Below are 14,716 nucleotides of genomic sequence, written 5' to 3' on the forward strand. Positions count from 1 at the left end.
ATTCCCTTTCCCATATGCCACATATACTTCGCATCGACAACGACCCCAACGTTAGTCAGCAAAATCATCAGGGCTGGACCGGCACCCAAAGCGGGCTGACCGGTAGCCGTATCGAACACATTAAAGATACGTTATCGGGCGGCAGCATTGCGGCCAAAGCCGGTACGTCGATTCCATCGCCGTTTGCGCGGCTGTATTTGTTCGACACGGCCTTTCGGCTGGTAAAAAACGACGCAAACCCGCGCGAACTGACACTGTACCACGTGCTGGTGTCGCACGCGCTCGACATGCTCGAACTGCTGTTTCAGGCGGGCAATAGTCCCGACCTGACTTACCGCGTCTGGAACCGGACCGAACGATTAAGTGCGCTAAACCAGAAAAACGGCACGCCCACGGCGTCAGGTGCGCTCGTGCAGCGGCATTCGCATCAGATTCTGGCGAAAGCCCTCGAACTCGACCTCCGGGGCGATCTGGCAAATCTGTACCAGTTTACACTTATCTACTACAAAGGTGCCCTGCTGGGCGGCACCTCGCCCCTGACGCTGGTATTTACCTCGCCCAACTGGGAACAGGAACGGCAGAACAAATACATCGAGTCGCCCCGCAGTACCAACGGGCGGGTGTTGTTTCAGAACGAATACGTATCGCTGGCCGAACGCGACGAAGCTTTTGTGACCTACCTGCGCCGGTTATACGATGGAGCCGGTAATCAGTTGCTGGGTGGTTTCAAAGAGTACCTGTACAAAGTATTTTTCGATAGCCCGGTGCCGCTGCCGATAACGCCCAATACTACGCTCGATAGTTTTGAGCCGATTCAGATTGGGGGCGAAAGCAACTCCGTCTTGCAGGTGTTGCCGGGGCTGGCCCTCTACAAAGTTCGAGAAGCCGATTTGCTACAGGATATTGAGCAGGGCAGCGACTTCGTGATGGAGCCAACGGCAACCCACTACCAGCGCGAAACACGGCACGGTGCCCCAACGGGCGTTCGCAAACCGCTGGCCGTAGCGTCACGCATGGAAGTGAGTGGTCGGTACGTTAAAAATACGCCCTGGAACCCGCAAACGGTGGTCATGCGCTCGTCGCTGAACAACCTTGCCGAGGGAGGGCTGCTGGCCGACCGTTACCTGCCGGGAGTCGACAACGTGAAATACCCGTTTGTGACGACCGACGATTTTCTGGAGGACTTCCTGATTCGGATGCCGTTCAAGATTAACAATGCCCGATTCCTGACGGGCGTGCCGGGCGATACCGACGTGCTGCTGCCGATACGGAAAGAGTACTTCAATTTCTTCACCACCGACGACCTGAAACGGCAACTGAGCATCCGCGAAGAAAGCCGGGGCATGGATCGGGTGCTGATTGTTGCGCTACGGATTCCGATTCGGAATAACCGCAGCGTCGATTTTCGCAAAGAATACAACCTCGGCAAGCCCGAAACGGTGATTGATTTCCGGGCGGGGCTGGCGTTTTTCCCATTCTATCGCATCACCGTGCCCGAACCCGACTGGCAGCGACTCAACCAGTATACCGTTATGCTGGCCGACTGGAGCGACTACGAAACGGGTTTCCAGCCTGCTACCTCGCTGCGTTTTTTCCAGATTCCGAACGTGGTGAATAACCAGCCGGTTGGGGTCAATACGCCGGAAGTGCGTTCGCCGAAGTCAGAACAGCCCGCGTCGTATTATTACAAGGTGGCGCAACCGTTCGATCTGGCTGAGGTGCGGCTGGAGCGCAATGGCATTCCGTATCGCGGGCTGGTGTTGCCGCAGTTTACGCTTATCGACCAGAAAGGCTATAAGCCCTTCACGTTCGCTATCGACTTCGGCACTTCCAACACGCACATTGCCTATACCGATGCCGTAGCGGGCGGGGTCGATCCAAAAGCACTGACCATCAGCGACGACCGGGTAAATCTCGACAAAGACGAGTTGCAGATGGTGATGCTCAACAAACCGTATGATGGTACCGACAAAACCACCTACGAGCGGTATCGGTTGCCGGTAAGTTTCGGCAAAATTACGCCGATGGAACCCCTCATCCGGCGCGAATTTATACCGCCTATCATCGGCAAAGAATTTGGTTCGCCGTTTGCTTTCCCGCTTCGCACCACGGTTTACGAAAAAAGCGGTTTCACCGATAGCCGCGATAACTTGTTCAGCAAGGTCAATCTCGGCTTTAACATCGACCTTGAAAGTGGCAACACGGGCGTAAACCACTATGTAACGAACCTGAAATGGCTGTTTGAAAACCAGCCCGCCGATACGTTGAACCGGCCCCGTGTTCGGGCATTTTTCGAGACGTTGCTGCTATTGATTCGTAACAAAATCGTGCTGAATCAGGGCGATATATCAAAGGCGGGCGTAGTCTGGCTGGCTCCGTCGAGTATGCGGGCCATGACCGAAGAAAGTCTGGTGCAGGAGTTGAAACAGGCATTCGAGAATGTGTTCGGTCATACGCGCAACTTCCGCGACATACCCGTACCGGAGTCGCTGGCTCCCTATTATTACCTGGTAAAACAGGGCGTAAAATCGTTTGCCGATACAGTCAACGTAGACATTGGGGGTGGCACAACCGACATTATGCTGTTCATGCGGCAGCAGGACCGTTACCTCAACACGTCGTTCCGGTTTGCCGGATACGACATCTGGGGCGGTGGCCTGAACGAGCAGGGCTACCCGTCGCATCGCAAAGACAATGGCTTTGTCGAAAACTATAAGAAGTACCGCAAAACGCTGCAACAGGAGCAGGGGCTGGAGTTTGCCACGCTCGATACGTTCCTGAACACGCCCGAACTGACCGCCGAAGACATTGTCAGCCTGTTGTTTAAGTACAACGATCAGTTCAAGTTTGTGCAGTCGATTCAGGATGGCAAACCGGCCATGCGTCTGGTGCTGTACCTGCACTATGCGTCAATCGTGTATCATTTGGTACAGGTCATCGAATCGCACGGACTGGGGCTGCCGCGCTACCTGACCTTCACGGGGCGCGGGAGTCAGTACCTGAACATGCTGGGGTCGCTGCCCCGCCTGATTACGTTTACGAAGATGCTGTTCCGGTCTTATACAACGCTGCCGGTTCCGCCCGATTTTGAAGTATTGCTAACCAACAATCCGAAAGAAACGACCGCCAACGGGGCTGTTCTGTTCGAGAACTCAGGCAGTGAAAAATCGCAGTACGAACGTCGGGAAACCAGTTCGTACTGGGGGCAGCAACTCGACAAAAGCACGCCCTTCGAGTATCGCCGAACAACTATTGGCGAGGCCCGCGCCCAGAAAGATTTCCACGATTCGGTGCTGCTGAACGTGAAAAGCTTCCTGGAGAAAACACTGCTCGACCGCGACGTTGCCTATTTCCTGCGCGAATACAATATTCAGACGCCAGAGAAATACTACGAGTTTCTAACCGGCTCCGACGTTACGCGGGGCGGGCGCATCTACGATAGCTACATGCTGGCGCGGATGGGCATGGAACGCAGCCCGAATGAAGCTATTTCGGAAACGTTCTTCTTCCTGCCGCTCAAACACGCACTCTACGAACTGTCGAAATTTATCGCCGAAGGCTAAAGCCGCTCGGCGGCTGTCGGCGGCTGTTCAGGACTTATGTCCTGAACAACTTAACAGCGGACATTCGTCCGCGTAGTACCCAATGCGGATGAATATCCGCCATCAAAAAGGTCGGGACGTATGTCCCGACCAGCGTCCAGCTAAACCCGTTATGAGACAACCAACTATTTACGTTTTGGGGCTTGCCCTGCTGTTGACTGAATCCGTTGCGCTTGCCCAGACTGATTCGGCCCGGAATGCGCCCAACCCGACAGCTATCGGCATGATTCGGGCCACGCTCGAATTTCTGGCAACCGACGAAAAATCGTTCGGTAGGGTTCCTAACCCAATCTGTCAGCCCTGTAGTACCTACGAAGAGCTTACAGCCTTTGCGAAAAAGAACCGACTTCGGGGGGGCGACGAATTAGTTAACGATGCCCGTCGGGAGGCCCGGAACGCACTTCAAACGAACCCGGCCACGTTGCCCGCCACCTTACAGGCTTTTCTGCTCGACCGTGTTGCGGGTGGTACTAAAAGCAACCGAAAGCAACTGCCGACATTCGCGACGTTTCAGCAAAAGCTGAGCGCAGCCGCCGGAGGGCAACCTGCTGAAACAGAACCCATTGTTGCTGCCGACGACTCCGCACTAACCGACACTGCCAGCGCAGCTACCGACGAAACGCTAACCACTGAAGCAGAGCTTGAAACTGACCCTACTACCGCAAAACCATTGTCAATTATGCAGTACTTACCCCTGATTTTTTCGCTTATCAGTTTAGTTGGTGTTGTGCTGTTATGGATACGTAGTCAGAACAGGAGCGAACCCGTTAAACAGAGTTATGACGGCCAGATTGCCGCCCTGCAAGACCGCATAAAACGGCTGGAAGACGCAAACAGGCAGTTAAGAAACCAAACTGAGCCTCGGCCCGGCAACCCAACACCTCGACCACAACCCTCTGCTCAGTCGCAGCAAACACCGGTTCAGCCGCGTATGCCGATGGCTGAGTCAGAACCTACTTCGCCCGCTGCCGACGTTGTGCCACCGATAGTTAGTGCAACGCCACCGCCCGCGTCTTCCCCAATAGCTGGCCCAATGCCAAATAGCTTCCGCTCAACCCCATCGCTGTTATATGGGCGAACGGCTGATCTGGGCGACGGCTTCAGCAGCAGCGGCTTATCGGCCACTCCTGACCGCGACACCGTATTTGAGATTCATCGGCAGACCGATACGCAGGCCGTATTTCAGGTAAGCGATCAGCCCGACCTGCAACGGCTCGCCCTGTCGGACCCGTATTCGTATCTGAACGACACCTGTAGCTATCAGATGCAGCCCCGGCCCGGTAGCCGGATTCGGACGGAAAAGCCGGGTAAGCTATCTTTGCAAGGCGATAAATGGGCCATTGTTGAGAAAGCCCAGATTAGCTTTCTCAGCTAAGATATGCCACGCTTACTATGACGATTGACGAACTGCGCGAGTGGATTAAAGACGAAATTGTACTGCACGAAGGCGACGTGGCCGAGTGGGAATGGCGCAAAAAGGGCCTGACCACCGAAGCCAAAGCCATCGGTTTGTCAGATGCCGATTTCAGCCGGTTGGTCAATCAGGTAAGCTTGAGTGTTCAGCCCGATTTTGGTAAAATCAGCGTTGTTCGCGACAGTATTCTAACGCTGGCCCGGCAACGACGCGGCAAACTGACCCCCGCCGACGTAGAGACACTGGTAAAACAGGCCGAACCAGCGCGGCTGTCGCGGGCGTTTGTGGCTGATAAGTGGATACCGGCACTGGTCCAAACGCTGCCTGTTGAAACGGAGGCCGTAACGCCACCGCCCGTTGTTGAGAATGCTCCGATTGTTGAACCGGCAACAACGCCCGGCGAAACTGCCGAGAGTATGCGCCGGAAAGTCACGGATAGCTTAGACGATTTCAAAGGACGGATTCCCGCTCCAGCCATTCGGTCATTGTTTCGAACCATTAATTTCGACGAAGCCGAACTCGCCGTTGCCATCTGGAGTTACCTCCAAATCCATGAGTACGTTCCTGAGCGTGAACTCATTAGTGATTCGCTTCGTGAGAAGTTGGTGTCGACCGACTGGCGGGTTCGCCAGCCCGAACCAGAATTATCGCCCCTTCCCCGCGAACAAGACCTGCCACCACCGCCTGCACCCATCGTGCACACGTTTACAGCCACGCCCGGTCGGGTACGCAGCGGGCAGGACGTTCGGCTCGAGTGGGACGTGGCTAACCTGCTGGCTGTTACGGTCGATGACGTGGGCGAAGGGCTGAGTCCGCAAAACTGGGCGCGGGTCAACCCCCGAAAGACCACCGAGTATACCCTGTTCGACGCGCTGAACAACCCGCTCAGCACTGTGCGTGTAGAAGTGATCCCGAGTGACCGCAGCGGCTTATACGGTGTGCTGTTCGCGCTGGCCCTGCTGGCCCTGATTTATTTCTTCATACGCAATACAAACAATACGAGTCAGCAGCGGCAAACTGACCCGCCTGCTCGGGTAGAAAAGCGGGACGTGACTGAGCCGGCACAACCCCGAAAGAAGCAAAGAAGGCAGGAAACGGCGTCGGTGTCTACCGATGAAGCTTCGGATTACCGCACACAGCTACCAGCTCCGAAAAAGGAAATAGAGACCGACTACGACGAAATTCTGGACGATGCCGGGCAGTTTGGCGAACGCAAAGCCCGCAAAGGCAACCGCTGGGGCCTCTGGACCGACGATGGCTGGCTTATTCGACCCAAATACGACGACATTACCGAATTTCGCAACGGTCGGGCCACGGTCATCAACAATGGCAACGATTACCAGATCGACCCCGAAGGCAAGCGCATTCGGGAGTAAGGCCAAGTTATTACACAGAGATGCACAGAGGGTATACAGAGATAATATGATACTCAGCGAATCTCTGTGCTATAATTAAATCTTATTCGGCAACAGTTACCTGCAAGTTCTGAAACTTCACCGCCGTCTGGCCCGCAATGAAGCCAACGCCGTTGCCGCGAAACTTCCGAAAATCGTATGGACTGGTTTCAATTTCCTGATCGTTGAGGTAGAAATGTAGCTTCTCCTGTTCCTTTATAACGGTCAGTACGTTACGATCCATTTTGGCCGGGAAACCAATCGGTGTCTTCTTTCCGGGCATGTAGGCGGCAAAGGTGCTGCCGTCGCGCGTCGATTTGATAATTACCTCTTTCTGACCAGCCAGCATAAACTGAGTCAGATTATCAACGTCCTGCACGCCCAGTAGCAAGCCTCCTTCGGGCGATTCGCCCGGTGGGCTGCTCATCTCGACCGAAATCGTAAACGATTGGGCCTTGTTGAGGTCCATGCTGGCGGGCAGATCAACATAGCAGCGGCCTACACTCTGGATGGCTTCGGCGGTTCGGCGGATGTAGAAACTGCTGCGGGCAATCTCAAATTCGTATCCCTTGCGTTTGCCCTGCAACCACCGATGCTTGTTGTTCGTAAAGTTGTCGGTAAACGTGAGTGCAGCAGTTTTTTTAGCTGGAGCTTTCGTTGTAACGGTTTCCTCTGTGCTGGACTTCGAAGTGGGCTTTGCGGCAACGGCTTCGGCTGTTTTGGCTACCGGTTTCGTGGTGGCAGCTTCTTTATTTTTTGGTCCGGTTATATCGGCAACCGGGGCTGGCTCGGTGGCTGGTGGTTGCGGCTTCGGCGAAACCGGCGCGGGTGTGTTTGTTGCCACGGTCGGTTGATCTGACGAACGCAGGGGTGTAGCCTTAAAGACAACTTTTTGCCACTCACTCGATGCCGAATACAGCGTTGGTTTGGGCTGACGCCTGGCCGACGATTGCCCAAAAGCACTGATCGCCAGACCACAAAATAGTATGAATAACGTGGAGCGCATAGCGTTTCTGGTTAAAACGAAAGAGAAATAACTGCCGTTGGCTGACCTGCCTGAATGCCGGGTCGCCAGGTAAGTGTTCGGGCACGTTGAGCCGCCTGTTGTTCGCGTTGGTTTGCCATTCCCCGGATAAATGTCAGCACCACGTCGGTGGCAGCTATCAGCATAGCTCCGCGTGTGGCTAAAAAATATCGATGGTGATGCGCGTTCGCTTGCTGATAAAAAGGTTCAGCGACTGCTGCGTTGCGTTGTTGTTGATAGAGTGCGTAGTCAGTTTGGGCTTTTTGGCGTTCCAGCAAGCCATAAGCTACCAACCCGTAGCAACTAATTGCCAGAACCGGGCGCAGGCCAATACGCGGTTTGGGCGTTTGCACAAATATGTTGCCAATGCCCGGAGCCACAGCCGAGAGCAGTGCCCAGGCCGGGCCAGTATAGCGTCGCTTTTGGGCGAGTGTGGTGTCGGGCTGAACAAGGGCCGGATTTGTTTCTACGTTGGGCGTTGCCGGTGCCGAAGCCGACCGACTGACCGGCGTTTCGGCGATGGGTTTGTCGGCCTGTTTTGTCTCGCGCGGGGCTTCATTGACAGCACGTTGCGGTGGTGTAGCGGCTGGAGTGGCTTCCGCCACGGGCTTTTCGGCTTTGGGCGAAGGCGTTGCTGTTCGCGATTCGGTAGCCGTTGGCGCGGGAGATTGTTGAACCGGACCTGCCGCAATAGCGGTTGGCTTGCGCGGGGGTTTATCCGCCAGTGGTGGCGTAAGCGCACCCGCCCGGAGCAGCACGTTTACCCGAATTTCTTCGTTTAGCGTAATACCGTTAGCTTGGGCGTCCCAGAGAATCCGGCGGTCAGAGCCGGCGTCGATGTTAGTGCCCCAATGGCCCGTTACAAACTCTGCCGCAGGCTTGATGGTCGAGCCGCGCCGACGGCTTTTTATGTCAAAATAGACCGAATCGCCGGGCCGGGTAGTGAGCAGGTCGTACCGAATCTCGATTTTTGACGAATCGATAACGCGAATTCGCACATTCTGAATTGGGTTCTTCCGATCCTGAGCCTGCGCGGTAGTTATCAGCAGAAAACCGATGAAGAGAGAAAAATAACGCATGGCGATTAGTTGCGGACAGTGATAATGCGAGACAGGGTAAACTTATCGTCGCACGAATTAACGAGCGTTAGCGTAACGGTATAGGTGCCGGGCTGGGCGTAATTGTACGTCACGCGTGACCCAACCCGATTTATGCCGCGTCCATCGCCGGGGTCCCAGCCAATGGCTCCAATGTCGCCCTGTGGATTTTCTACGAAGAACGTCACGTCGAGTCGGTCGATGGTTATGCCAATGTCTGCCGATGGTTTGGCACAGACCGGAAAATTCTTTCGGGTCAGGTCAAATGGTTCGCAGGCCGTCAGGCTGGTCAAAAGAAGGAAGTATAGAACGCACTGTCGCATATTCATAGATGGGAAACTTGACAAAGTAAGCGATACTTACGAAATTTTTCTACATTTAACAACCGGGTATTTCCCGATTTTCACCCCCACTGACCGACTAACGTCGATTAACCTATTGATTGTCATGATGCGCTGGTCCGCTAAAACAAAAGACGAATTAGTAGCCGAAATTCAGCGACTGCATACAGAGCGTAACGGAACTACCCGATCCGACGCCCTGCCCGCATTTGATGTTCGGCATACGCTCGATCAGCTTAACCTCGTGGGCGTAACCCTCGACCGCGACGGTACCCTCACCTACGTAAACCCGTACACCTACCGCGTTACGGCCTGGCAACCTGACGACATTCTGGGCCGCAACTTCTTCGATGTTTTCATTCCGGCTGCCGACCGCGCCCGGCTCGAACTCGATTTTGAGGAAGCTCTTGCCAAAGGCGGTTTCCCCGATCAGCGTGAAATCAGTTTGCTTACCCGCAGCGGAGCCAGCCGTAACGTTCAGATCAATTCGTTCATTGTCAACGCACCCACCGGGCAAACTGGTGTGTCTTCGTTTACAGTAGTAGGCGAAGACGTTACTAACAAACGGCGCGTGGCCTCGGCCCTGTCCAATACGAACGCGCAGTTGCAGGATTTGGTCGATAACACGTCCGACCTGATTCAACTGCTCACGCTCGACGGCAAATTTATCTTTGTAAACCGGGCCTGGCGCGATGTGCTGGGTTACGGCTCCGACGAAATTTCGGCCCTGAACCTGCGCGACGTACTGCACCCCGATTACGCGGATAGCACACTGGCCCTGCTCAAACGAATTCAACAGGGTGATAAATTGCCCTACGTTGAAACCGTTTTCAGAAGTAAAGCCGGTAAAACGCTGTTTTTGTCGGGCAGCGTAAACTGCCGGTTCGATAATGGTAAACCAACCGCTTTCCGCTGTATCCTTCATGATACTACCGGCAAAATTCGGGCCGAAAAATCGCAGAAGCTGTATTACAGTATTGCCAACTGGACTATCAACACGCCAAACCTCGATGAACTGTACCACAAGATTCACGAAGAACTTGGCAATATTATCGACGCCCGCAACTTCTTTATTGCCCTCTACGACTCCGGCAAAACATATTTGTCGTTTCCGTACTACGTCGATGAGTACTTCGGCGGTAACATGCGATTTACTAAACGAAAGTTAGGCAATGGCCTGACTGAGTACACTATTCGGGCTAATAAACCGCTGTTTCTGTACGAAAAAGATATTCGTCACTTAGCCGAGCAACATCAGATTGACTTATACGGCCAACTTCAGCCGCAGGTGATGCTGACGGCCCCGCTCCGTATTGGCGACGAGATTACGGGCATCATCGGCGTGAAATCATACGACGACGCGCAAACCTACGGCCCCCGCGACCTCGAATTGCTTGAGTTTATTTCGGGGCAGGTAGCCTTAGCCATTGCCCGAAAACAGGCCGAAGCTGCCCTCGATAAGCAGAATGCCCGCCTGAACGCCATGTTCGACAGCAGCACCTACCTGATCTGGTCGGTTAATAAAGCCCTGCAACTCACGTCGTTCAATAAAAATTACCTGCACTTAGTTGAAGAAAACGTTGGCGAAACGCCCCGGCTGTATGGTAACGCGCCCAACCTCGGCTGGCGCATGATTGGGCCGGAAGGACGCAAACTGCTCGAAGAAAAATACCGGCAGGCGTTTCGGGGTGTCCCGCAGAGTTTTGAACTCCGCATCGACGGCGAACGGCGCGACAACACCGAAGTATGGCTCGATTTTCAGCTAAACCCAATCCTGCTGTCGGGCGGCATCATCGAAGAAGTGTCGGGTATTGCCCGCGACATCACCATCCGCAAACGCGCCGAAATTGCTACCCGTCAAAGTGAAGAAAAATTCCGGGGTATTTTTGAAAACCTCCAGGATATCTACGCCCGCGTTGACCGCACAGGCCGCGTGACCATGATCAGCCCGTCGGTGTTCAAGCGTATGGGCTACACGCCCGATGAGGTGCTGGGGCAGGACGTGATGCAGTATTTTGTGGATAAGAGCGTGATTCGTAAGGCGATGCTCAAGCTCGTTCGGAACCACAGCCTGCGCAATTTTGAAGTTAGCATGCGCCGGAAAGACGGCTCCGAACGGCAGTTTATGTTCAATATGCTGCTCCTGCAGGACGAACACGGCCATTATTCGGTGGTGGCCGTGCTGGCCCGCGATATTACCGAACTGAAACGGCAGTCGGCAGAACTGGTAAAGGCAAAAGAAGAAGCCGAACGCTCGCTGAAGGTGAAAGAGCGGTTTCTGGCCAATATGAGCCATGAAATCCGCACGCCCATGAACGGCGTAATTGGTATGATCGACCTGCTGACCGACACGCAATTGGACGATGAGCAGCGCGGCTATGTAAAAACCATCAAACGGTCGTCGGAGACGCTGCTCAACATCCTGAATGACATTCTCGATTTGTCGAAAATTGAAGCGGGCAAAATGGCGTTACATGAGTCGCCGGTGGCGTTTGCCGAGATTTTCGAGAAACTCATTGCACTTTTCGGGCAACAGGCCAATTCCAAAAACAACCGCCTGACCTACCACCTCGGTCCCGACTTGCCGACGTTCGTAATTGCCGACCAAACCCGGCTGCTCCAGATTCTATCGAACCTGACCTCCAACGCCATCAAGTTTACCGAAAACGGTACGGTGCGGGTCGAAGCGTCGCTGATCAGCAAGCGCGGCAAGTTCAACCGCATCCGCGTGTCGGTTATTGATTCAGGCATTGGTATTTCGCCCGAAAATATTAACCTGCTGTTCAACTCATTCAGTCAGGTCGATGAATCGTCGCGGAAATCGTTTGGTGGTACGGGGCTGGGCTTAGCTATTTCCAAAGAACTGGCGCACCTGATGAAGGGCGAAGTGGGCGTTGAGTCGGAAGTAGGTAAGGGCAGTACGTTCTGGTTCACAATCGAACTAAAAGAAACGGCAATCAGCCCAACCCAGCAACACACCGAAGTGGCCGAAATCTCGCTCGCCAATTTCTTCAGTACGTACCACCCGCAGGTGCTGCTGGTCGACGACAACGCCGTGAACCGTAAAGTTGCCAGCGAGATTCTGCGTAAAGCGGGCTGCGTTGTGACTACCGCCGACAGTGGCCCCAATGCCATTGCGTGCTTCGCGCAGGGCACACCCTTCGACGTTATCTTTATGGACATTCAGATGCCCGATATGGACGGCGTGGAAACAACCCGCCACCTGCGCGAACAGTTTGGAAGTCAACTACCCGTTATTGTTGCCATGACAGCCTACTCAATGCGCGAAGACCGTGAACGGTTTATTAGTCAGGGACTTGACGATTACATTGCCAAGCCAATTCGCGCCCAGAGTCTGATTGCGAAAGTGAAGGAAATTGTGGACGTGAAGCTAAAGGCAGCGGGCGAAGGGCAGCAACAGACCCCGCCTAAGGCTACTCTTCAAACAGATTCATTGCTGCCGATTATTGACGAAAGTATTGTGCAGCAACTACGTGAGATTGGCGGGCAGGAATTGGTCGACAGCATCATGGAGGAGTTCGTAACCGAGGCTACCGACCTGGTGAAAGGAGCGGTTGATGCTTACGCGCTGGGCGATATTCCGACTGTGAAAAGCCACCTCCACACGCTCAAAGGCAGTGCAGGCACCATTGGTGTCGCCCGTGTTGCCGACATTGCCCGCGCGGCAGAAGGCAAACTAAAAGTCAACGATACCAGTGGCTTAGCCGACGCCTTGCAGGCATTGGAAAATGCGTTTGACGAATTTCTGAAGGCGCAGGACTGAAAAACGCGCCTTCAGAAATTTTCGCAGACCAGTTACTCCCGAACCGGGAACCTTTTTATCTGCTTCTCCAGGTCCTGAACAGCCTGTTGCAGTTCACGTTTGTCGGGTTCCACCAAGAGGAAGAACGGAGCAGAGCCATGTTGCCACGAAGGCTGAACATCAGGGCCGAGTTTAACGCGTAAACGATAATCGTTGGGTTTGTTTGATATGTTACTGAAACTCAGTGCAGGCTCAATAAAACTTAATTTTGGAGATAGCTCATGTCCAGCGTCTAAGGAGCGCATCCATTTGAGTAGCAGTTCTATTTCCCAGGTCGACAAAACAGGGGCAGTACGCACGCATTCACGATTTTGATAGCGAATCTTTAGGCTAACAATCAGCCAGTTGCGATCCATAAAGTAGGGCGAGTCGGAGCATTCATAATCAAGGATGGTCAACGCTAAAGCGCCGTTTGGGCCAGTGAGCAGCATAGAGAGGAAGATAAAAAGGTTACTGGAAACGGTATTGTGTAAGACGCAGGGACGTTGCCGTCCACCAATAATCGGTATCTAAAAAGTAGATTATTGGTTATAATAGCTACCTGATTATTTTTATAGGGATAGATGGGTAAAGTTAAGCGATTAAACAGATTTATGTGTTATCGGAATGTATTTTTTTGAGAATTATAACGGCATAATCCGGCGAAAGCCACACGGCTCCGTTCAGCAAAAAAATTGACTGCGTTGGCGCGGCAGAACGCTCTTTTTTTGTGTTTGCATATTTAACTGCTAATTTCACCACCCTAAACATTACACGACTCTCCAAGCCTTATGTCAGCTTCAAAACGCGTTTTGATTGCAGAAGATAGTTCCGTCATTCAGAACCTCGCCCGTAAAATTCTTGAGTTTCAGAATTACGATATTACGGCAGTCAAGAATGGCGAACAGGTGTTGCAAATTCTTGAAAAAGAAGACTTTAGTATTCTTTTATTAGATATTAACATGCCCGTTATGGACGGTATGGAGTGCGTTCGTCGGGTGCGGGCATTGCCTGATGCCGAGAAAGCGGGCGTGCCTATCGTGGCTATTACCGGTAACGCCAAGAACTATACGGAAGAAGAATTCAAAACAGCCGGCTTCAACGACGTGCTGGTGAAACCCCTGAATTTCGACCGCTTAGTTGAAGTCGTAAATCAGTTGACGGATAAGTGACAGAACGATTAAATGATTGAATGACAGAATGATTGAATTAGAGACCATTCAGCACGTCAATCATTCTGTCATTCAATCATTCAATATGATTATTACCCTGCTCGGAACCGGAACATCGTCGGGGGTGCCGCTGATTGGCTGCGATTGTGATGTATGCCGATCCGTTGATTACCGCGATAAACGCCTGCGTACCTCGGCTCACATTGCCGTTGGCGGGCGTAGTTTCGTGGTCGATACCGGCCCTGATTTCCGGCAGCAGGTATTACGGCTGAACCTACGGCAGCTCGACGCGGTGCTGTATACGCACGAACACAAAGACCATACGGCAGGTATGGATGAGGTGCGGGCGTATAACTTCCGGCAGCGACAGGATATTCCCGTATATGGTCGCCCGTCGGTGCTGACACAACTTCAGCGCGAATTTGCTTACGTTTTTACGGAGCATAAATATCCCGGAACCCCGCATATTCGACTCAACGAGATTAACAACGAGCCGTTCGATGTGCTGGGTGTGCGTATTGTGCCTATTGAGGTTATGCACCACCAACTGCCCGTATACGGTTTCCGCATCGGCGATTTTACCTACCTGACCGATTTGAATTATATTGCCGAGCCGGAACTCGAAAAGGTTTACGGGACGAAAATTCTCATTCTCGACGCCCTCCAGCGGCAACCGCATATATCGCATTTCACGTTCGATCAGGCAGTTGCACTCGCCGAACGCATTGGTGCTCATCGCACTTACTTCACACATATTAGCCATAAACTCGGCCTCCACCGCGATGTTGAGCGCGAATTGCCACCTCACATCCGGCTCGGCTACGATGGGCTGCAAATCAGGCTCTAAAACCAATCGCTTCAACCCGGCGT

Annotated in this window: 10 protein-coding genes; 6 read left to right on the forward strand and 4 right to left on the reverse strand. The window is 53.3% G+C overall.

Features of this window, described 5'->3' with window-relative positions; all coding sequences use genetic code 11:
* Positions 1–14: 14 nt before the first annotated feature.
* The 3 genes from AWR27_RS02505 (at position 15) to AWR27_RS02515 (ending at position 6,392) form a co-directional block, all read left to right on the forward strand.
* Positions 15–3,563 (forward strand): hypothetical protein, encoded by a 3,549-nt coding sequence (locus AWR27_RS02505; RefSeq protein ID WP_077129738.1) that lies wholly within the window; start codon positions 15–17, stop codon positions 3,561–3,563.
* A gap of 151 nt (positions 3,564–3,714) precedes the next feature.
* Positions 3,715–4,977 carry a hypothetical protein gene (locus AWR27_RS02510; protein WP_077129739.1) on the forward strand — a complete coding sequence of 421 codons (1,263 nt, stop codon included), beginning with the start codon at positions 3,715–3,717 and terminating at the stop codon, positions 4,975–4,977.
* A gap of 17 nt (positions 4,978–4,994) precedes the next feature.
* A complete protein-coding gene (locus AWR27_RS02515) occupies positions 4,995–6,392 on the forward strand; it encodes a WG repeat-containing protein (RefSeq protein ID WP_077129740.1) in 1,398 nt (465 codons plus the stop codon).
* A gap of 82 nt (positions 6,393–6,474) precedes the next feature.
* On the opposite strand, the gene AWR27_RS02520 is transcribed toward AWR27_RS02515, so the two are convergent.
* From AWR27_RS02520 to AWR27_RS02530, 3 genes are read right to left on the reverse strand one after another with little or no spacing between them, the layout of a single operon-like run.
* Positions 6,475–7,416: a hypothetical protein gene (locus tag AWR27_RS02520; protein WP_077129742.1), complete on the reverse strand. Its 942-nt coding sequence runs from the start codon at positions 7,414–7,416 to the stop codon at positions 6,475–6,477.
* A gap of 11 nt (positions 7,417–7,427) precedes the next feature.
* Entirely contained in the window at positions 7,428–8,513 is a 1,086-nt protein-coding gene (locus AWR27_RS02525; RefSeq protein WP_077129744.1) for a hypothetical protein, read from the reverse strand.
* A gap of 5 nt (positions 8,514–8,518) precedes the next feature.
* Positions 8,519–8,854, reverse strand: coding sequence for a PKD domain-containing protein (locus tag AWR27_RS02530; protein WP_077133758.1), 336 nt, complete (start codon positions 8,852–8,854; stop codon positions 8,519–8,521).
* A gap of 127 nt (positions 8,855–8,981) precedes the next feature.
* On the opposite strand from AWR27_RS02530, the gene AWR27_RS02535 reads away from it, so the two are divergent.
* Positions 8,982–12,656, forward strand: a complete 3,675-nt coding sequence (locus tag AWR27_RS02535; protein WP_083732974.1) for a PAS domain S-box protein — start codon at positions 8,982–8,984, stop codon at positions 12,654–12,656.
* A gap of 32 nt (positions 12,657–12,688) precedes the next feature.
* On the opposite strand, the gene AWR27_RS02540 is transcribed toward AWR27_RS02535, so the two are convergent.
* Complete coding sequence (locus AWR27_RS02540) at positions 12,689–13,126, reverse strand: WapI family immunity protein (protein ID WP_077129746.1); 438 nt, start codon at positions 13,124–13,126, stop codon at positions 12,689–12,691.
* A gap of 339 nt (positions 13,127–13,465) precedes the next feature.
* On the opposite strand from AWR27_RS02540, the gene AWR27_RS02545 reads away from it, so the two are divergent.
* On the forward strand, positions 13,466–13,846 hold the full coding sequence (locus AWR27_RS02545) for a response regulator (RefSeq protein ID WP_077129747.1): 381 nt from the start codon (positions 13,466–13,468) through the stop codon (positions 13,844–13,846).
* A gap of 85 nt (positions 13,847–13,931) precedes the next feature.
* On the forward strand, positions 13,932–14,693 hold the full coding sequence (locus tag AWR27_RS02550; RefSeq protein ID WP_077133760.1) for an MBL fold metallo-hydrolase: 762 nt from the start codon (positions 13,932–13,934) through the stop codon (positions 14,691–14,693).
* The last annotated feature ends 23 nt before the right edge of the window (positions 14,694–14,716 follow it).

This window comes from Spirosoma montaniterrae (assembly GCF_001988955.1).
Classification (GTDB): domain Bacteria; phylum Bacteroidota; class Bacteroidia; order Cytophagales; family Spirosomataceae; genus Spirosoma; species Spirosoma montaniterrae.

Coding starts and splice junctions, on each gene's coding strand:
- AWR27_RS02505 (WP_077129738.1), top strand. CDS start 15: ATGCCACATATACTTCGCATCGACAACGACCCCAACGTTAGTCAGCAA.
- AWR27_RS02510 (WP_077129739.1), top strand. CDS start 3,715: ATGAGACAACCAACTATTTACGTTTTGGGGCTTGCCCTGCTGTTGACT.
- AWR27_RS02515 (WP_077129740.1), top strand. CDS start 4,995: ATGACGATTGACGAACTGCGCGAGTGGATTAAAGACGAAATTGTACTG.
- AWR27_RS02520 (WP_077129742.1), bottom strand. CDS start 7,416: ATGCGCTCCACGTTATTCATACTATTTTGTGGTCTGGCGATCAGTGCT.
- AWR27_RS02525 (WP_077129744.1), bottom strand. CDS start 8,513: ATGCGTTATTTTTCTCTCTTCATCGGTTTTCTGCTGATAACTACCGCG.
- AWR27_RS02530 (WP_077133758.1), bottom strand. CDS start 8,854: ATGCGACAGTGCGTTCTATACTTCCTTCTTTTGACCAGCCTGACGGCC.
- AWR27_RS02535 (WP_083732974.1), top strand. CDS start 8,982: ATGCGCTGGTCCGCTAAAACAAAAGACGAATTAGTAGCCGAAATTCAG.
- AWR27_RS02540 (WP_077129746.1), bottom strand. CDS start 13,126: ATGCTGCTCACTGGCCCAAACGGCGCTTTAGCGTTGACCATCCTTGAT.
- AWR27_RS02545 (WP_077129747.1), top strand. CDS start 13,466: ATGTCAGCTTCAAAACGCGTTTTGATTGCAGAAGATAGTTCCGTCATT.
- AWR27_RS02550 (WP_077133760.1), top strand. CDS start 13,932: ATGATTATTACCCTGCTCGGAACCGGAACATCGTCGGGGGTGCCGCTG.